Genomic DNA, 18,662 nt, shown 5'->3' with positions numbered 1-18,662 from the left:
CGCAGCGGAATCAGACGTTGCCGTCGCCCTGTTCGAGCACCTCGACGTTGTCGCCCACGGCGATCGTGCCGAAGCGTTCGGGCACCGCGTTCTGCCCGAACATGATGCCGCCCGCATTGGCGTGACCCATCGCGCGCAGCGTGCCGAGCGGTTCGTTGCCGTCGAGCCGCTCTCCGGTCAGCGGTTGCTGCGTGACTATGATGCACCGCGAACAGGGCCGCGCGATCCGCAACACGGTCGTCCCGATGCGTATCCGCCGCCAGCGATCCTCCGCCCAGGGCTCCGCCCCCGCGATGACGATATTGGGGCGAAACCGCGCCATCGTCACGCCGTTCGCGAGCCGATCGTTCAGCGCGACGAGCGACGCTTCGGTGGTGACGAGCAACGGAAAGCCATCCGCGAGGCTCACCTGCTCGCCAGGCATGGACCAGTCCGGATGGATCGCCCGAACGCTCTCGTCATAGTGATACGCCAGCCGCACCGGACGGCCGAGCGCCTTGCTCAGGAACGCATCCGCCTCGGGGTTGCCGAAGCGGACCATCACGGTATCGCGCCACACCGTCGCAGCGACGCCTGCCACGCTGTCGTCGGGGACGGCGGCTTCGCACGTTCCCAGTTCGGCATGGTGGAACAGGATATGGCTGCCCTCTACCGTCACGCCGATACGCGCCATGTCCGGCACTTGGCGGCGCGTGATGAACCGGTCGGCGTCGTCGACCAGCATCCACCGCCGGTCGCCCGCGATACCCCGGGCTTCGAGGTCGGCATGCTCCAGCGCATGCCCACCCAGGCTCTTCACGGGATAGCGGAACAGGCTCGACACGATCATCATCGGGCGTGTCTAGCAAGGTTTCCGGGTCAGGATAGCGCAGGCTCGTGCAACATGCCGTGTCGACCGACGTCGAGAAATGCAGCCGAGCATGGTCGCGGCATCAATGCGTTGACCGAGCCCGGATCGATAGGCTCACGGCGATCCACTTCGTCGAGTGGCGGCCTGTTCGTTAGTCCAGCGCGGCGCGGATCGCTGCCGCCGCAAGGAACGGCGCGCCCGCGACCAGCACCAGGCTGACCGCGGCGAGCAGCTTGATCGCGCCCCCGCCGCCGGCCGGGTCGAGCGATCCCGCGCCGAAGATCAGCAACGGGACCGCGAGCGGCAGCATGACGAGGCCCGTCACCGCGCCGCCGCCGCGAACGCCCGCGACCAGCGCGCTCGTCGCGACCGCGAGTGCGGCGAGGCCGGGCGTACCGATCAGCAGGCCGATCTCGACTCGGAGCAGCGTGTCGGCCGACAGGTTGAGCAGGCCGGCGGCGATCACCGCGGCGAGCATCAGCGGGGGGCCGAAGCTCAGCCAGTGCGCGATCGTCTTCGCCAAGGCGACCAGCGCAAGCGACATCCCGCGGACGACGAACTGGTCGAACACCCCCGCCTCCAGATCGGGACCTACGAGGCGCTCGACCGGCAACAAGGCCGCAAGCAATGCCGCGGTCCAGATCACGCCCCCGCCGATCCGCGCAAGCAACGCCGCGTCGGGGCCGATCGCGAACGGGAACAGCGTCGCGACCAGCAGGAAGAACGCGACCACCAATGTCGCGCCGCCACTCGACACGCTGCGCCGCAGATCGCGGCGAATGAGCGCGATCACAACGCGATCTCCTGCGCGTGGGGAATCTCCAGCGCCAGATGCGTTGCGACCAGTGCGATACCCCCGGTGGCGCGGTGCTCGGCGATCAGCGTTTCCAGTCGAGCGATCGACACCGTGTCGAGCCCGTTGGCGGGTTCGTCGAGCAGCCACACCGGCGCTCCGCTGGCGGCAACGCGCACGATCGACGCGCGGCGGCGTTGCCCGGTCGACAGCAGGCGGACCGGAATGTCCGCGAGCGCGTCCAGATCGAGGGCGGACAGCGCTTGGGCGATCCGGGTATCGGGGGCGTGCGCATTGTCCAACGCAGCCCAGAAATGGAGCGCGGCGATCAGCGTGCGGTCGGGGTCGAGCGCGCTCGCCTCGGTCAGCAACGCCTGCGCCGCATCGCACGCCACGCTGCCCTCGAACGGCGCGAGCAGGCCGGCGGCGATGCGGATCAGGCTCGATTTGCCGACGCCATTGGGGCCGGTGACGATCGCCGCATCGCCCGGCCCGAGGTCGAACAACACGCCCGAGAACAGCAATCTTCCGCCCCGCACGCACGCCACGTCGCGAAACGCGAAGCTCACGTCGCGCTATCCTCCAGCGCATGCATATCGTCGTCGCTCAGGCCGAAATGATGGCCGATCTCGTGGATCGTCACGTGCGCGACGAGATCGTCGAGGCGCACCCCAGTCTCGATCCATTCCTCCAGGATCGCGCGCCGGTACAGGACGATGCGGTCGGGCATCGGCGCGACGTCCATCGACGATTTCTCGCCGAGCGGGCGGCCGTGATACAGTCCTGACAGGTCGAGCGGATGTTCGAGGCCCAGCGCGGCCAGCGTATCGTCGTCGGCAAACTCCTCGACCGCGAAGACGATGTCGCCGAGATGCTCCGCGAACTGCTGCGGCAGCCTGGCGATCGTCGCCCGCCCGATCGCCTCGATCGTGTCGGCGTCGGGGGCTTCCCCGGATATTGTCGCTTGCCCGCTCATGCCGCCAGCCATACGCGTCGGCGAACTGTTGCGGCAAGGGAGAGCCCGATGATCGAAGCGCTGAACGATACCGAGCGGGCCGAGGCGCTCGATGGGCTCGACGAGTGGGATTACGACGATGCGCGCGACGCGATCACGCGGACGATCGTGTTCGCCGATTTCGTCGAGGCGTTCGGCTTCATGACGCAGGTCGCGCTGATCGCCGAACGCGCGAACCACCACCCGGAGTGGAAGAACGTCTGGAACCGCGTCGAAATCCTGCTGACGACGCACGACGCGGGTGGCCTCTCACCGCGTGATATCGAGATGGCCGAAGCGATCGACGCGATCGTCGGCGACGCCTGAGCTGAAGGTATTTTGAGCACCACCCCGGCCTTCGCCGGGGTGGTGCTCAAATAAATTCCGCAACTTCTACTTCCGCATATCCCGCCGCATACGCTTGCGCAGCGCACCCGGCATCCACCGCGCGGCGAACGCCATCCGGTGCGCGGTCTTGCCCACGAAAGTGTGCACCTTGTCGCCGTGCACCGCCGCCCAGGCCGCCTCCGCGACCTTGTCCACGCCGGTCAGCTCCAGCCCCGCACCCGTCACCGTCTCGCGGATCGAGTGGTTCGTGTTCCCCGCCGCGGAATCGAGCAGCGGCGTGTCGATGAAGCTCGGCACGATCGAGCGCACCTTGATGCCGTCCGCCGCCCATTCGCCGTCGAGCGCCTCGGTGATCGCGCGCACCCCGAACTTGGTCGCGGAATAGGGCGCGAGCCCAGCCGAGCCGTAGATCGCCGACGCCGACGCGGTGTTGAGCAGGCACGATCCCGGCGTCCGCTTCAGATACGCATGGCCGATCCGCGCCCCGTTCAGCGCGCCGACCAGGTTGATCGCGATCACTCGATCGATCTCGGCGAAGTCCGTCTCCGCGAGCGGTCCGCCCGATCCGATCCCGGCATTGTTGAACAGCACGTCGAGCCGCCCGCCGGTGGTCGCGACGAACGCATCGAGCGACGCCACCCACGCATCGCGGTCGCGCACGTCCATCTGGTAGGTACTGACCATCCCCGCAGGCAGCAGCGCGGCGGTCTCGGCTAGCCCGGCGACGTTGACGTCGGCGAGCCCGACCCGCCAGCCTTTCCGCGCGAACAGTATCGCGGTCGCGCGGCCGATCCCCGATCCGCCGCCGGTGATGAAAATGCCCTGCTGGCTCATACCCTCTCCATTTGATTTTCCGGTATGTTTCCCGCATCCTGCGCGCAGATGCCAGACAATTCCCCAGCGCTCGCTTTCGAACGCGTCACCAAACGGTACCCTGGTTCTGGGGGGACGACGATCGCCGTCGATACGGTCTCGCTGGAGATCGCGCGCGGCAGTTTCGTCGCGCTCGTCGGCACGTCCGGTTCGGGCAAGTCGACGCTGCTGAAGACGCTCAACCGCTTGGTCGAGCCAAGCGAAGGCCGCGTCACGATCGACGGTGCCGACGTCGCCGCCGAGCCCGCGCCCGAACTGCGCCGCCGGATCGGCTACGTCTTCCAGAATATCGGCCTGTTCCCGCACATGACGATCGCCGAGAACATCGCGATCGGCCTGCGCATCGCCGGGCGCACGGACGAGGCGAAGGTCGGCGAACTGCTCGACCTCGTCGACCTGCCCCGCGACATCGCGAGCCGCATGCCCGACGCGCTCTCGGGCGGCCAGCGCCAGCGTGTCGGGATCGCGCGTGCGCTCGCACCCGGCGCGAAACTGCTGCTGCTCGACGAGGCGTTCGGCGCGCTCGACCCGGTCACGCGCGATGCGCTCGGCACGCGGATCCGCGAACTTCACGACCGGCTCGGGCTGACCACCATCCTCGTCACGCACGACATGGCGGAGGCGCTGCTGCTCGCCGACCGCGTACTGGTGATGAAGGCGGGGCGGATCGTCGCCGACGCCACGCCTGCCGACCTCGTCGCCGGCAAGGGTGGCGACGACGCGCAGGCACTGGTGCAGGTGCCGCGCGCGCAGGCCGAACGCCTCCAGGCGCTGGTCGCATGAGCGCGTTCCTCGACGCGCTCGGCCGCGTGCCGCCGCTGCTCGCCAATCACGTCCTGCTCTCCGCGGCGGCGTTGCTGCTCGGCATCGCGATCAGTCTGCCGCTCGGCATCTGGTCCGCGCGCAACGCGACCGTGGCGCGCGTGTCGCTTGGTTTCGCGAGCCTCGTCCAGACCATCCCGAGCCTCGCGCTGCTCGCCTTGTTCTATCCGCTGCTGCTCAGCCTCTCCGCGCTGGTCGGCGGCGGCATCCCCGCGCTCGGCTTCCTCCCGTCGCTGATTGCGCTGACGCTGTACGCGCTGCTGCCGATCCTGCGGAATGCGGTCGCGGGGTTGCACGGCATCGATCCAGCCGTGATCCAGGCGGCGGATGCGGTCGGCATGACGCCCGCGCAGAAACTGCGGCTGGTCGAGGCACCTCTGGTCGCGCCCGTGCTGATCGCCGGTATCCGCACCGCGGCGGTCTGGACGATCGGTGCCGCGACGCTGTCGACGACGGTCGGCCAGCCGAGCCTCGGCGACATGATCTTCGCCGGGCTCCAGACGCAGAACTGGGCGCTGGTGCTCGCAGGTTGCGTCTCGGCAGCCGCGCTCGCGCTGGCGGTCGACGCACTGATTGGGGGAATCGAATACGGCATCCGCTCGCGCCGCCGTTGGCTCTGGATCGCGAGCGCCGCGGTGCTGCTCGTCGGAACCGCAACGGCGACCGCCCCGCTATGGCCGAAGAGTGGCGCCGACCGCACCGTCGTGGTCGGCGCGAAGAACTTCTCCGAGCAATATATCCTCGCGCGGCTCATCGGCGACCGGCTCGAACATGCCGGCTACACCGTCGAATATCGCGACGGCCTCGGCTCGGCGGTGGTGTTCGGCGCACTCTCCGGCGGGGATATCGACGTCTATGTCGATTATGCCGGGACGATCTGGGCGAACGAGATGAAGCGCAACGACGTCCCTGAACGCCCGGCGATGGTCGCCGCGATCGCCGACTGGGCGAGGCGCGAGCATCATGTCGGCCTGGTCGGATCGCTCGGGTTCGAGAACGCCTATGCCTTCGCGATGAAGGGCGACGCGGCAAAGTCCAAGGGCATCGCCAGCCTCGACGATCTGGTGAAGGCCGCGCCCGGGATGACGCTCGGCAGCGATCTCGAATTCCTCGAACGTCCCGAATGGGCCGCGGTGAAGCGCGCCTATCCGCTCCGCTTCGCCAAGACGACGCCGTACAGCCCGACCTTCATGTACCGCGCGCTGGAGAGCGGCAATGTCGACGTCATCTCCGCCTTCTCGTCGGATGGCCGGATCGCCGCGGATGGCCTCACCGTGCTGACCGACCCGCGGCGTGCAATCCCCGGCTACGACGCGATCCTGATGGTCGCGCCGAAGCGGGCAGGGGACGCCAAGTTCCTCGCCGCGCTGAAGCCGATGGTCGGCCGAATTCCGGTCGAGGCGATGCGCGCCGCGAACTACCGGGTCGACCGCGATACCGACAAGCAGACGCCCGAGGCCGCGGCGAAATGGCTCGTCGCGAAGACCGGGCTTCAGGAATAGGCGCGGTAGAAGAACACGATCGTCGTCGTCGCGGTCACGAACAGCGTCCAGGCGCGGATCACACCGTCGGGCAGCTTCCGTCCGAATCGCGCGCCGAAATACCCGCCGACCACGCCGCCCGCCATCATCGGCAGGCACAGCGCCCACGCCACCATCCCCGTTGCCGCGAACACGATCGTCGCGGCGGCATTCGCGGTCGCCAGCATCAGCGTGCGCGGCGCGGCGAGCTTGGCGGGCGACGCGCCGGCCAACAATCCCCATGCCGCCGTCAGCATCATCCCGACGCCGCCACCGAAATAGCCGCCATAGATCCCCAGCAACGTCTGCGCGGCGATCAGCGAGCGCGACCCGATCGCGACGCGTGCGTGCAGCCAGGTCGACGCGGGCTTGCCGAACGCGATCGCCAGCGTCGCCATCAGCAACAGCCACGGCACGATCACGTCGAATGCGGTCGCCGGGGTGAAGAACAGCAGCAGGCTGCCGACCAGCCCGCCGACGAACGTGATTCCCGCCAGCGTCCGGATACCGACGCCGCCGACCGGCCCCAGATCGCTGCGATACGCCCATGCGCTAGCCATCGCCGCGGGCTGCACCGCGACGTTGCTGGTCGCGTTGGCGATCGGCGAGGGCAGGCCGAGCGCGATCAGCGACGGCATCGTCGCGAAGCTGCCACCGCCCGCCAGCGCGTTCATCGCGCCGCCCAGCATCCCCGCACCCGCCGCCAATCCCAGCGAACCCAGATCAGACAAGAGCATCCGCTTCGGCTGCAGCTTCGCGATCTACCTGCGCGCGGCTCTTCTTCTCCGACGCGGTCTTCAGCTGCCCGCACGCCGCATCGATGTCGCGCCCGCGCGGCGTCCGCACCGGTGCCGAGATCCCCGCGCCGAACACGATGCTGGAGAATGACTTGATCCGCTCGGGCGTCGAACACTCGTACTGAGCGCCCGGCCACGGGTTGAACGGAATGAGGTTCACCTTCGCCGGCAGCTCGTACTTCCGCAGCAACCGCACGAGCTCGCGCGCGTCGTCGTCGGAGTCGTTCTTGTCCTTCAGCATCACATATTCGAACGTGATGCGGCGTGCGTTGTTAGTGCCCGGATAATCCGCGCAGGCCTGCAACAATTCCTCGATGCCGTATTTCCGGTTGAGCGGCACGATCTCGTCGCGCACTTCCTTGGTCACCGCGTGCAGCGATACGGCGAGATTCACGCCGATTTCGGCCCCCGCCCGCGCCATCATCGGCACCACGCCCGACGTCGACAACGTGATCCGGCGGCGGCTGAGCGCGAGGCCCGCGCCGTCCATCACCAGCTTCAACGCATCGCGGACGTTCTCGAAATTATACAGCGGCTCGCCCATTCCCATCATCACGATGTTGGTGAGCATGCGGCCCTCGGGCTGGCTCGGCCATTCACCCAACGAGTCGCGCGCGAGCATCACCTGGCCGACGATCTCGGCCGGCGTCAGGTTGCGCACCAGCCGCATCGTCCCGGTGTGGCAGAAGGTGCAGTTGAGCGTGCAGCCGACCTGGCTCGACACGCACAACGTGCCGCGATCCGCGTCGGGGATGAACACCATTTCGTAATCCTGCGCGTCGTCCGACCGCAGCAGCCATTTCCGCGTGCCGTCGGTCGACACCTGCGCCTCGACGACGTTGGGCCGGCTGATCACGAAGCGCTGCTCGAGCCAAGGATGCATCGTCTTCGAGATGTCGGTCATCGCCGAGAACTCGGTCGCGCCGCGATTGTAGATCCAGTGCCACAGCTGTTTCGCGCGCAGCTTGGCCTGCTTCTCCTCGAGCTGCGACGTCTCCAGCGCCATCCGCAGATCGGCGAGCGACAGCCCGAGCAGGTCGATCCGCCCATCGCTACGCGGCACGAAGCTGCGGGGAACGGGCACGGGATCGATGTGCCCAGGGATGGGCATGAGGTTCGCGGCGGTCTGCATGCGCGAGCCCGTAGCGGAATTTTCGTGATTTTTCTACTGGCTGCGAGAAGGGGGTGGAGTCAGCGCAATCAGGCAGGACGTAGCTTAAAACAACCACCACCCCGGCGGAGGCCGGGGCCCAATTGGAAAGGTCGTTGTAACGGAGAACTGAGTGTCGTCATTCCCGTCCCCCAATTGGGCCCCGGCCTTCGCCGGGGTGGTGCCGGTGGGCGGGGCTCGCCCGAAGTTTCACCCCCCGCTGCACGCCAACACGGCCGCATCGATCGCCGTCGCCCCCCCAGACAGCGCATACACATCGACGAACGGCCGCCCGCCGACGCCGACCGCCTCGACACTCATGCTCCGTCCCGACCGCATCGCCGCCACGATCGCGCGATCGCTCGGCGCATCGCTCGCCCACGCATCCAGCCCATTCGCCACCAACGCGAATCGCCGCTCGCCGACCGTAAGCGTCACCCCCGCCGACCGATCCCGTTCCCGACTGAGCCGCACATACAAGGACGCCCGCAAACCCCGCTTCGGCCACGTCGCGACGCTGGCAAACCCGGACGAACGCCCCCCCGCCATCACCGGCCGCGCGATCGCGTAACACCGCGCCGGGCTCGCATCGCGAAACGCACCCCAACCCTTGTAGATGCCGATCGTCTCACGCGCCGCCGCCGGAGCAGCGATCGCCAACGCCAGCAGGACTGCGAATTTCACGCCGGAGCGAACCCCGTGCCGAGGTGTGGCACCGTCGCGCGTCCGTTCTCCACCAGCGTGACCGACCCCTGCGGCAATCCCTTCGCAACCGGCGCGCCGAGCGCAGGATCGATCGCCGCACCGGTCATTACGCCGAGCATTACCCGACTCGAGATGCCGTGCATGATCACCAGCCGGTCGCCCGGATCCTCCGCGGTATCCGCCAGCCACCCGCCGACTCGTGCCGCGATCTCCGCATAGGTCTCGCCGTCCGGCGCAGGCTTCAGCGTGCCCCCCGGCAGCATCACAGGCCCGACCTCATCGACGACGTCCGCATAATAGCGCCCGCCCCACGACCCCATGTCGATCTCGACCAACCGGGCATCGGTCCGGGCATCGTGCCAATCGAGCTCCAGATGTTCGCAGATCACCGCGAGCGTCTGCAACGCCCGCCCGGTCGGCGACGCCCACAAGGTCAGCCCCGGCTTCACCCCAAGCACCTCACGCAATGCACGGCCAAGCTCGTCCGCCTGCGCGAACCCAGCGCGGGTCAACGGCGTGTGCGCCGCATCCCCCTGCAACCGATGCGCCGCATTGAACACGGTTTCGCCGTGCCGCGCGACGAAATCGCGACCCTGGCGCAGGGGCGGCGTATCGATTGATCGGGCGTCTGCTTCACCCTGCCGTCGGCTTGGAATCATGGCCCGCGTTTCAACCCCCTGTGGCGCAAAAGCAACGGATTTCCCTGTTTATCTGGGGTTCATGCAACGCACGCCCGGCTAGTCCATTGGGGCTGTCCATCCCGCGTTTGCCCGTCGCGGCAGGGGTGTGACGAAGACATTATGGAGTATCCCAATGCGTAAGCTTATCGCCGTCTCGCTGCTCGCTACCACCGCGGTTGCAGCACCCGCCTTCGCGCAGACCGATCCGACCTTCACCGGCCCCCGCATCGAGGGCACGCTCGGCTACGACCACACCGGCGCCGGCAGCAGCGTGTCCAACAACAATGGACGCGACGACCAGAAGATCGACGGCCTGCTGTTCGGTGGCGGCATCGGCTATGACATCGCGACCGGTGGCGGCCTGGTGCTCGGCGCCGAAGCCGAACTGACCGGCTCGACCGCGAAGAGCGATCGCTACGACTACACCAGCGATTTCGGCTTCGGTCGCGTCAAGCAGGGCCGTGACATCTACGTCGGCGGTCGCGTCGGTTACGTCGTCGCGCCGACGACGATGTTGTACGTCAAGGGCGGCTACACCAATTCGAAGCTGAAGGTGCTCGCCGGCGACACCAACCAGACGACCGACAACAAGTTCAACCTCGACGGCTGGCGCATCGGTGCGGGTGCCGAGCACGCGATGGGTCCGAACACCTATGCCAAGCTCGAATATCGCTATTCGAACTACGAGCGCAGCAACATCGACTATGCGACCGGCGGCACCAGCGGCCGATTCGACGTCGACACGGATCGCCACCAGGTGGTCGCCAGCTACGGCTTCCGCTTCTGATCGAGACGGCTCGCGCGTTTTAACGCGACGTTTACCGTGATCAAAGAAGGGTCGGGGCGCTTGCTCCGACCCTTTGTTGTTGGGTAAGCCATCTGCGGATTGCCCCCAGCCCCGATTCTGGCTGTGGTGGCGGGGGGAATTACGATGAAGGCGACGATCGAACGCGCAACGCTCCTCAAGGGGCTGAGCCATGTCCAGTCCGTGGTGGAGCGGCGCAACACCATCCCCATCCTGTCGAACGTGCTGATCGAGGCGACCGCCGAGGGCACGCTCAAGCTGATGGCGACCGACCTTGATCTCCAGATCAACGAATCGATTGCAGCCGCAGTCGACCAGCCCGGCGCGACCACGGTGTCCGCGCACACGCTGTTCGACATCGCGCGCAAGCTGCCGGAAGGCTCGCAGGTCCAGCTCGCCGCGTCGGAAGGCCGGATGAGCATCGTCGCGGGCCGCGCGCGCTTCTCGCTCGGCACGCTGCCGCGCGACGATTTCCCGGTGATCGCCGAGGGCGAACTGCCGACCCAGTTCGAGCTGCCTGCCGAGACGCTCAAGCAGATCATCGACAAGACGCGCTTCGCGATCTCGACCGAAGAGACGCGCTATTATCTCAACGGTATCTTCCTGCACGTGGCGGACGGCGACAGTTCGAACCCGGTGCTGAAGGCCGCCGCGACCGACGGCCATCGCCTCGCGCGCGTCACGCTGCCGCGTCCCGAGGGTGCCGAATCGATGCCCGACGTGATCGTCCCGCGCAAATGCATCGGTGAGCTCCGGAAACTGCTCGACGAGGTCGACGGTTCGGTCGGTGTGTCGCTGTCGCCGACCAAAATCCGCTTCGACCTCGGCCAGGCGATCCTGACCTCGAAGCTGATCGACGGCACCTTCCCCGATTACAGCCGCGTGATCCCGACCGGCAACGACAAGATCCTCAAGATCGACCCGAAGAGCTTCATGGAAGGCGTCGACCGAGTCTCCACCATCGCCACCGAAAAGACACGCGCCGTGAAGATGGCGCTCGATCGCGACAAGATCACGCTGTCGGTGACCTCGCCCGAAAACGGCACCGCCGCGGAGGAAGTCCCCGGCGATTACGTCGCGCTCCCGTTCGAGATCGGCTTCAACAGCCGCTATCTGATGGACATCCTCGCGCAGATCGACGGCGACATGGTCGAGGTGCACCTGGCGGATGCCGCCGCCCCAACGCTGATCCGCGAGAACGACAAGTCGCCCGCGCTGTACGTGCTGATGCCGATGCGCGTGTGATTCGGTCTGCCTGTCGCGCCGTGGTATAGCGGCGCGACAGGCAGGAGCCGGATCATGGACTCGATCAACATCGCGGATCTGAAAGACGAACTGGGTACGCTCATCGACCGGCTCGAAGCTGGCGAGGCCGTGCAGATCACGCGCAATGGCCAACCCTTTGCCCGCGTGACCCCCGAGGCACCGCCGCTCCCGCGCCGCAAGCCCATCGATGTCGACGCGCTCGAAGCGCTTGCGAAGCGCCTACCGTTTCAAGAACAAGGCGCGGGCGACTTCGTGCGGATGATGCGAGACGGCGATCGGTATTGACCGTCTATTGCGACACGTCGCTGATCATCGCCTCGCTGACGTACGAGGCGCATAGTCCCGCGGTGTGGCGATGGCTTCGGACGCAATCTGACCGACGTTTGTATGTCAGCGACTGGACCGATACCGAAGTTTCCAGCGCGCTCTCCCTCAAAGTTCGTACCGGGCAGATTTCTGCCGTGGACCGAATTGATCTGCTGGAAACATGGCGCGCATCGATCGGCACGAACTATGAGCGCGTCGGGGTATCGGCAGAGAATTTCGCGACGGCCGCAGGCTTCGTCGAGCGCTATGAACTCGGATTACGCGCTGCCGATTCGCTTCATCTTGCGATCGCGCAAGCGCACGGATTGGCGATGGCGACGCTCGATACGCGCCTCCGACATGCAGCAATCGAATACGGAATCGTCGTCGAGAGCGTTTGATTATCCGCACTTGAATGCACCGTCGAACCTGATACTAACAGCAATGTCAGTAAGGAGTCGACTCGATGGCGAAGCTTCCTCCGTTTCCCGGTACGACCGGTCGTCGCGATTGGCGTACGGCGTTCGATGCGATCAAGAAACTGCTCGCGAATGGCGACGACACGACGCAGGTGTTCCGGATCATGCGCGCGCTGAACGTCGGCAATGCGCCGATGAACTACGCGCGGTTGATCGCCACCGAGCAGGGTGGGCGGATCGCCTATGACCGCGTCGAACTGGCGCAGCGTTTCTCCGACCCCGCGTTCGTCGCGAGCTTCGCGCCCGGCACGGTCGGGGCGGCGTATCGCCATTTCCTCGAGACGACGGGCTATTCCGCGGACGGGCTGGTCGAGGTCTCGCGGCTCGTGCCATCCGAGGACGATCTGGCGCACCCTTACGCGTGGTTCGGCCGGCGGGTGCGCGACACGCACGATATCTGGCACGTGCTGACCGGCTACAAGGCGGACGAAAGCATGGGCGAGGCGGCGCTCGTCGCGTTCAGCTATGCGCAGGTCGGCGGGCTCGGCTGGGCGCTGATCGGCTCGGCCGCGGCGCTGAAGAGCATGCGCGTCACCGGCAGCAAGCTGTTCGCCAACGCGGTCTGGGAAGGCTATCGCAACGGACGCAAAGCGAAATGGGTATCGGGCGAGGATTATCTCGAACTGCTCCACGAGCCACTGGAGGCCGCGCGCGAACGGCTCGGCATCGTCACGCCGGTCGCGTATCTGCACGCGCAGCGCGAATTAGGACCGGCGCTCGCATCGTATCTCAGCACGCAGAAGGCCGCGACCGCAGCAGCCGCACCGGCAAGCGCGCCGGAGCGGATCGCCGCCTGACGCGATGCTCGATAGCGACCGGGCGTGTCGCTAGCGCGGTTGTGATCGGATCGGTCCCCCCGTTCGTGCTGAGCGAAGTCGAAGCACCATAGCTTTTGCCACGCCTTTCGACTTCGCTCGGGGCGAACGGAAAAGGGCGATGCAATCGGCTTCGAAAGTCCTTTAAGGCGGGTGCAATGCTCTCGCGCCTCGTCCTTACCGATTTTCGCAATCATGCCGACCTGACGCTGACGCCGGGACCAGGGTTCGTCGTGCTGACTGGTGAGAACGGCGCGGGCAAGACGAATATCCTGGAGGCGGTGTCACTGCTCGCGCCCGGCCGCGGGCTGCGGAGGGCGGCACTAGGCGAGATGGCGCGACAAGGTGGGGCAGGCGGCTTCGGTGTCGCGGCCACACTCTTCCCCTCCCGCTTGCGGGAGGGGTTAGGGGAGGGCGCGACGTACGTACTGGCGTCCGCTCCCGAGGAAAGCGCGCCCCTCCCCCGACCCCTCCCGCAAGCGGAAGGGGAGTCAGAAGCACAGAGGCTGATACAGGCTCCGGCCGAAGTCGACGTCGCGACCGGCACACTCGCCTCCGCCCCCGAGCGCCGCATCGTCCGCATCCAGGGTGCGACCACCACCGCCAACGCGCTCGCCGAGTGGCTCACGATCCTGTGGCTCACCCCAGCAATGGACCGCCTGTTCGTCGCCCCCGCCGGCGAACGCCGCAGCTTCCTCGACCGCCTCACGCTAGCGCTCGCCCCGAGTCACGCCCACCACGCCGCCCGCTACGACGCCGCGATGCGCGCGCGAAATCGCCTGCTCGCCGACGAAGGCAGTCCCGACGGCGACTGGCTCTCCGCACTCGAAGCGCAGATGGCCGAGCACGGCGCCGCGGTCGATGCCGCCCGGCGCGAGACGGTGACGTTGCTCGGAACACGACTGGCGGAACAAGGCGACGGCCCATTCCCCCGCGCCGGCCTGACGCTTGAAGGCTGGAGCGGAGACACCACTCGCCTGCAAGCCGACCTCGCCCAGGGCCGCGCGCGCGACGCCGCTGCCGGGCGCACGCTCAGCGGCCCCCACCGAGTCGACCTCATCGTCACGCATCTCGACAAGGCGCGTGCCGCCTCGCTCGCCTCGACCGGCGAACAGAAGGCGCTCCTCCTCGGCATCGTCCTGGCGCATGCCGATCTCGTCGCCGAGCGAACCGGCCAGCCCCCCGTCCTTCTCCTCGACGAAGTCGCCGCGCACCTCGATCCCGCTCGCCGCGCGGCGCTGTTCGCCCGGCTCGCAGGCCGCGGCCAGGTGTGGATGACCGGTACCGAAGACGCGCTGTTCGACGCGATCGGCCCCCAGGCAACGCGCATCGCGGTCGGGCGTTAGGCTGAACGCGCGCTGTCGAGCAGGCTCACCGCGCGTTCAAGCGGGCGCGGGCAAAGCTCCGTCCATCGAAGATACGGAGAGACGATGATGACCCGGAAATTCACGCGCGCAGCCCTTGGCGTCCTGATGGTCGCAGCGACCACCGCCCCCGTTTTCGCGCAAGTCCGCGACGGCGGACGGCCCGAGGGGCGTTACGACATGAGCCGTGCCCCCTGGTCGCGTCCCGGCTATCGTCTGCAAGGCGCCGGCGTTCCGGTGCTCTTCCCCGAGCTGCGCAATACGCGGCGCGGCATCGCATTCGTGATGCCGAACTTCGACGCGAACGGCGACGGCCGGATCAGCCGCCAGGAAGCCGACGACGCCAACCGCGAATTCGCGCGCATCGCCGGCCCCCGCCGCGACCGCTTCGACTGGGATGCATACGGCCGTGACCCGCGCGGCTATCGCGGCGACCGCGGTGGTACGACGATCGTCGAGACTACCACGACCTGGGATCGCGGTGCGATGCGCAACTACGGCTTCCGCCAAACCCCGCGCGGCGCGACGCTGACGCTGCAGGAGGACGTGCTGTTCCGCACCGACAGCGCCGTGCTGCGTCCCGGCGCGATCGAGAAGCTGCGGCCGCTCGCGCGCTACCTGCGCGGCAACCCCGGCGTCCGCGTGGCGATCGACGGCTTCACGGACTCGCGCGGGACGGATACGCATAACCAGGACCTGTCCGAACGTCGCGCGGCCAGCGTCCGCCAGGCGTTTGACGACATGGACGTCGTCCGCGCGCGATTCAGCGTCGTCGGCCACGGCGAGAACCAGCCCGTCGCAACCAACGCGACTCCGGCCGGCATGCGCCTGAACCGCCGCGTTGAAGTGACCCTGCTAGGCCAGCGCGCCGACCGCTTCTGAAGCCGGTCTCCCTCGCCCCTCCGGGGAGAGGGAAGGGGCCCGCCGCGCTTGCGGTGGGAAGGGAGAGGGGAGTGGGGCTCGGGAGGTTGATCCCAACTCTCCCTCACCCTCCCGTCGCCTCCGGCTCCTCCTTCCCTCTCCCCAAGGGGAGAGGGAAGGAGGAGCCATGCGGCTTTAGTCGGTCACCACCCCGGCGAAGGCCGGGGCCTAATTGGGGGACATTGCTGACGAAGCGCAGTTCGTCGTTACTGAGACCTTTCCAATTGGACCCCGGCCTTCGCCGGGGCGGTACTAGAGCAAGCCGCTGTCCTACACAGCCAGACCCTGTCACCATCCCCGCATGGCGCTCCGAACCTCTTCGAAACCAACCCGCCCGGCACCCGAAGTGCACACTCGCCGCAAAACGCTCCCAGCGTCTGCACTTCCTATACTTCACTCGCCGACGCCCCGACCCCCGCAGGCCATTTCGCTTCCGTTTCGGCCCCCGAATGCCTATATACTCGGCATGGCATCCAACCCCGAAACCAACAATCCCAACCTCCCGAACATGGGCGACTATGGCGCGGACTCGATCAAGGTCCTGAAGGGCCTCGACGCGGTCCGCAAACGCCCCGGCATGTACATTGGCGATACCGACGACGGTTCCGGCCTCCACCACATGGTGTTCGAGGTCAGCGACAACGCGATCGACGAGGCGCTGGCGGGGCATTGCGACCGGATCGACATCGTCCTCAACGCCGACGGCTCGGTCTCCGTCACCGACAACGGCCGCGGCATCCCGACCGGCATCCACACCGAGGAAGGCGTGTCCGCAGCCGAGGTCATCATGACCCAGCTCCACGCCGGCGGTAAGTTCGAGAACACTTCGGACGAGAACGCGTACAAGGTCTCGGGCGGCCTCCACGGCGTCGGCGTCTCGGTCGTCAATGCGCTCAGCGAATGGCTCGACCTGACGATCTGGCGCAACGGCGAGGAGCATTACATGCGCTTCGCGTTCGGCGATGCGGTCGCGCCGCTGAAGGTCGTCGGCCCCGCCACCGAAGGCCAGAAGGGAACGCGCGTCACCTTCTTCCCGTCGCCCGCCACCTTCAAGATCACCGATTTCGACTTCGACAAGCTCGAACATCGCTACCGTGAGCTCGCCTTCCTCAATTCGGGCGTCCGCCTGTTCCTGAGCGATGCGCGCAGCGAAGAGCGCAAGACCGTCGAGCTCTATTACGAGGGCGGGATCGCCGCGTTCGTGAAGTATCTCGATCGCGCCAAGCTCCCGTTGATGCCAGAGCCCGTCGCGATCAGCGGCACGCGCGACGACGTCACGATGGACGTCGCGCTCCAGTGGAACGACTCGTATTACGAGAACGTCCTCGCCTTCACGAACAACATCCCGCAGCGCGACGGCGGCACGCACATGGCCGCATTCCGCGCCGCGCTGACCCGCACGCTCAACAACTACGCCGAGAAATCGGGGATGTTGAAGAAGGAGAAGGTCCAGCTCACCGGCGAGGATATGCGCGAAGGCCTGACCGCGATCGTCTCGGTCAAGCTGCCCGATCCGAAGTTCAGCAGCCAGACCAAGGACAAGCTCGTCTCGTCCGAGGTCCGTCAGCCGCTGGAAAGCCTCATGGCCGACAAGATGGCGGAGTGGCTGGAAGAGAACCCCGCGCATGGGAAAGCGATCGTTGCGAAAATCATCGATGCCGCCGCCGCCCGCGAAGCTGCCAAGCGCGCCCGCGAACTGACGCGCCGGAAAGGCGTGATGGACATCGCCTCGCTGCCCGGCAAGCTCGCCGACTGCCAGGAGCGCGATCCCGCCAAGTCCGAACTGTTCCTGGTCGAGGGTGACTCGGCAGGCGGCTCGGCAAAGCAGGGCCGCGATCGCCATTTCCAGGCGATCCTCCCGTTGCGCGGCAAGATCCTCAACACTGAGCGCGCGCGCGAGGACCGGATGCTGTCGAGCCGCGAGATCGGCACGCTCATCACCGCGATGGGCACCGGCATCCGCGACGACTTCAACGCGGACAAGCTGCGTTACCACAAGATCGTCATCATGACCGACGCAGACGTCGACGGCGCGCACATCCGCACGCTGCTGCTGACGCTGTTCTACCGGCACATGCCCAAGATCATCGAGGGCGGCTATCTCTACATCGCCCAGCCGCCGCTCTACAAAGCGACCAAGGGCCGGTCCGAGGTATACCTCAAGGACGACGCGGCACTGGACGAGTATCTGGTCGATGCCGGCGTCAATACGATGGTGCTCGACGGTCCCGGCGGCGGTCGTTCGGGGCGCGACCTGAAGGATCTGGTCGATCACGCGCGCCGGATGCGCACGCTGATGCGCTACGTTCCCAAGCGCTACGACGCCGGCATGATCGAGGCGCTGGCGTTGGGCGGCGTGTTCGATCCGGAAGTGTCGGTCGAGGACCGGACGTCGCGTCTCGAGATCGTCACGCGTCGTCTCGAACTCGACGACGGCGATGCCCGCTGGACCGCGGTACTAACCGAAGACGGCGGCATCCACTTCCAGCGCGCCTGGCGCGGCGTCACCGACCACCACATCATCGAAGCGAGCTTCTTGGTGTCGGCCGAGGCGCGCAAGCTGCACGCACTGTCGGGCGAACAGTCCGAGAGCTACGCCCACACCTCGAACCTCGTCCCCGCGAGCAAGGCCTCGCACGCCGAAGAGCCCGAGGCCGAAGAGGGCGCGGAAACCGGTGCCGGCGTGATCGGCTCCGCGACCGTCGTCGCGACGCGCGGTTCGACCCAGGTCTCGCGTCCGAGCCACCTGCTCGACGCGATCCTGACCGCGGGGCGCAAAGGTCTCGCGATCCAGCGCTACAAGGGGCTCGGCGAGATGAACGCGGAGCAGCTCTGGGAAACCACGCTCGACCCTTCGGTCCGCTCGATGCTCCGCGTCACCGCGGTCAACGCCGAGAGCGCGAACGAGATCTTCACGCAGCTGATGGGCGAAGTCGTCGAACCCCGCCGCGAGTTCATCCAGGACAACGCACTCAACGTTGCCAACCTAGACGTCTGAGACGACCCGGCGCGGACCGTCGCGAGTCGGTCCGCGCGCGGGGTGGGACACGCGCTGGTCGCGGATCGCTCTAACCCCGTCATCCTGACGAAAGCCGGGATCCAGGGCCAGGAACGTATCCGCCCGCTATTCGAAATCTCGACTTTCGTCAGTCTGACGGGGGCGGATGGGAATTC

Annotated in this window: 20 protein-coding genes; 11 read left to right on the top strand and 9 right to left on the bottom strand. The window is 67.1% G+C overall.

Annotation, left to right across the window (positions count from 1 at the left end; genetic code table 11):
- Nucleotides 1-10: 10 nt before the first annotated feature.
- The 4 genes from IFT67_RS08590 to IFT67_RS08575 all read right to left on the bottom strand — a co-directional run bounded on the left by IFT67_RS08590 (nucleotide 11) and on the right by IFT67_RS08575 (nucleotide 2,619).
- Nucleotides 11-832: an MOSC domain-containing protein gene (locus IFT67_RS08590; RefSeq protein WP_192146225.1), complete on the bottom strand. Its 822-nt coding sequence runs from the start codon at nucleotides 830-832 to the stop codon at nucleotides 11-13.
- Between the two features lie 169 nt (nucleotides 833-1,001).
- Nucleotides 1,002-1,643, bottom strand: a complete 642-nt coding sequence (locus IFT67_RS08585; protein WP_192146223.1) for a heme exporter protein CcmB — start codon at nucleotides 1,641-1,643, stop codon at nucleotides 1,002-1,004.
- A complete protein-coding gene (gene ccmA / locus IFT67_RS08580; protein ID WP_192146221.1) occupies nucleotides 1,640-2,212 on the bottom strand; it encodes a heme ABC exporter ATP-binding protein CcmA in 573 nt (190 codons plus the stop codon). The genes IFT67_RS08585 and ccmA overlap by 4 nt, the downstream gene beginning before the upstream one ends.
- On the bottom strand, nucleotides 2,209-2,619 hold the full coding sequence (locus tag IFT67_RS08575) for a metallopeptidase family protein (protein ID WP_244647206.1): 411 nt from the start codon (nucleotides 2,617-2,619) through the stop codon (nucleotides 2,209-2,211). The genes ccmA and IFT67_RS08575 overlap by 4 nt, the downstream gene beginning before the upstream one ends.
- 48 nt (nucleotides 2,620-2,667) lie before the next feature.
- On the opposite strand from IFT67_RS08575, the gene IFT67_RS08570 reads away from it, so the two are divergent.
- A complete protein-coding gene (locus IFT67_RS08570; protein ID WP_055881974.1) occupies nucleotides 2,668-2,964 on the top strand; it encodes a 4a-hydroxytetrahydrobiopterin dehydratase in 297 nt (98 codons plus the stop codon).
- Between the two features lie 66 nt (nucleotides 2,965-3,030).
- On the opposite strand, the gene IFT67_RS08565 is transcribed toward IFT67_RS08570, so the two are convergent.
- Nucleotides 3,031-3,819: an SDR family oxidoreductase gene (locus IFT67_RS08565; RefSeq protein WP_192146217.1), complete on the bottom strand. Its 789-nt coding sequence runs from the start codon at nucleotides 3,817-3,819 to the stop codon at nucleotides 3,031-3,033.
- Nucleotides 3,820-3,867: 48 nt separating this feature from the next.
- On the opposite strand from IFT67_RS08565, the gene IFT67_RS08560 reads away from it, so the two are divergent.
- Both IFT67_RS08560 and IFT67_RS08555 read left to right on the top strand, forming a co-directional pair.
- The gene (locus IFT67_RS08560; protein WP_192146215.1) at nucleotides 3,868-4,641 is read left to right on the top strand and encodes an ATP-binding cassette domain-containing protein; all 774 of its coding nucleotides are present in this window, start codon (nucleotides 3,868-3,870) and stop codon (nucleotides 4,639-4,641) included.
- Nucleotides 4,638-6,182: an ABC transporter permease/substrate-binding protein gene (locus IFT67_RS08555; RefSeq protein WP_192146213.1), complete on the top strand. Its 1,545-nt coding sequence runs from the start codon at nucleotides 4,638-4,640 to the stop codon at nucleotides 6,180-6,182. Before IFT67_RS08560 ends, IFT67_RS08555 begins: the two co-directional genes overlap by 4 nt.
- Here IFT67_RS08555 and IFT67_RS08550 read toward each other — a convergent pair.
- The 4 genes from IFT67_RS08550 to IFT67_RS08535 all read right to left on the bottom strand — a co-directional run bounded on the left by IFT67_RS08550 (nucleotide 6,173) and on the right by IFT67_RS08535 (nucleotide 9,511).
- Nucleotides 6,173-6,931 (bottom strand): sulfite exporter TauE/SafE family protein, encoded by a 759-nt coding sequence (locus tag IFT67_RS08550; protein ID WP_342344965.1) that lies wholly within the window; start codon nucleotides 6,929-6,931, stop codon nucleotides 6,173-6,175. The genes IFT67_RS08555 and IFT67_RS08550 overlap by 10 nt on opposite strands.
- Nucleotides 6,924-8,129, bottom strand: coding sequence for a dual-specificity RNA methyltransferase RlmN (rlmN, locus tag IFT67_RS08545; protein WP_192146209.1), 1,206 nt, complete (start codon nucleotides 8,127-8,129; stop codon nucleotides 6,924-6,926). The genes IFT67_RS08550 and rlmN overlap by 8 nt, the downstream gene beginning before the upstream one ends.
- Nucleotides 8,130-8,357: 228 nt before the next feature.
- Nucleotides 8,358-8,831 carry an invasion associated locus B family protein gene (locus tag IFT67_RS08540; RefSeq protein WP_192146207.1) on the bottom strand — a complete coding sequence of 158 codons (474 nt, stop codon included), beginning with the start codon at nucleotides 8,829-8,831 and terminating at the stop codon, nucleotides 8,358-8,360.
- Nucleotides 8,828-9,511 (bottom strand): histidine phosphatase family protein, encoded by a 684-nt coding sequence (locus tag IFT67_RS08535; RefSeq protein WP_192146205.1) that lies wholly within the window; start codon nucleotides 9,509-9,511, stop codon nucleotides 8,828-8,830. The genes IFT67_RS08540 and IFT67_RS08535 overlap by 4 nt, the downstream gene beginning before the upstream one ends.
- Before the next feature lie 154 nt (nucleotides 9,512-9,665).
- Between IFT67_RS08535 and IFT67_RS08530 the strand changes: the two genes are divergently transcribed.
- The 8 genes from IFT67_RS08530 to gyrB all read left to right on the top strand — a co-directional run bounded on the left by IFT67_RS08530 (nucleotide 9,666) and on the right by gyrB (nucleotide 18,486).
- Nucleotides 9,666-10,319 (top strand): outer membrane protein, encoded by a 654-nt coding sequence (locus IFT67_RS08530; protein ID WP_192146203.1) that lies wholly within the window; start codon nucleotides 9,666-9,668, stop codon nucleotides 10,317-10,319.
- Between the two features lie 144 nt (nucleotides 10,320-10,463).
- Entirely contained in the window at nucleotides 10,464-11,582 is a 1,119-nt protein-coding gene (gene dnaN / locus IFT67_RS08525) for a DNA polymerase III subunit beta (protein WP_056017955.1), read from the top strand.
- 54 nt (nucleotides 11,583-11,636) lie between these two features.
- Nucleotides 11,637-11,888, top strand: a complete 252-nt coding sequence (locus IFT67_RS08520) for a type II toxin-antitoxin system Phd/YefM family antitoxin (RefSeq protein WP_192146201.1) — start codon at nucleotides 11,637-11,639, stop codon at nucleotides 11,886-11,888.
- On the top strand, nucleotides 11,885-12,310 hold the full coding sequence (locus tag IFT67_RS08515; protein WP_192146199.1) for a type II toxin-antitoxin system VapC family toxin: 426 nt from the start codon (nucleotides 11,885-11,887) through the stop codon (nucleotides 12,308-12,310). Before IFT67_RS08520 ends, IFT67_RS08515 begins: the two co-directional genes overlap by 4 nt.
- A 65-nt stretch (nucleotides 12,311-12,375) precedes the next feature.
- A complete protein-coding gene (locus tag IFT67_RS08510) occupies nucleotides 12,376-13,185 on the top strand; it encodes a Coq4 family protein (RefSeq protein ID WP_192146197.1) in 810 nt (269 codons plus the stop codon).
- A gap of 176 nt (nucleotides 13,186-13,361) precedes the next feature.
- Nucleotides 13,362-14,549 (top strand): DNA replication/repair protein RecF, encoded by a 1,188-nt coding sequence (locus IFT67_RS08500; protein ID WP_244647205.1) that lies wholly within the window; start codon nucleotides 13,362-13,364, stop codon nucleotides 14,547-14,549.
- Between the two features lie 84 nt (nucleotides 14,550-14,633).
- Complete coding sequence (locus tag IFT67_RS08495) at nucleotides 14,634-15,449, top strand: OmpA family protein (RefSeq protein WP_192146195.1); 816 nt, start codon at nucleotides 14,634-14,636, stop codon at nucleotides 15,447-15,449.
- A 505-nt stretch (nucleotides 15,450-15,954) separates the two neighbouring features.
- A complete protein-coding gene (gene gyrB, locus IFT67_RS08490) occupies nucleotides 15,955-18,486 on the top strand; it encodes a DNA topoisomerase (ATP-hydrolyzing) subunit B (protein WP_192146193.1) in 2,532 nt (843 codons plus the stop codon).
- The last annotated feature ends 176 nt before the right edge of the window (nucleotides 18,487-18,662 follow it).

The sequence above is a fragment of the Sphingomonas sp. CFBP 13728 genome, from assembly GCF_014841895.1.
Taxonomy (GTDB): Bacteria; Pseudomonadota; Alphaproteobacteria; order Sphingomonadales; family Sphingomonadaceae; genus Sphingomonas.
Note: the sequence above shows the minus strand (reverse complement) of the source record. Positions and strands in the feature narration are given on the sequence as shown.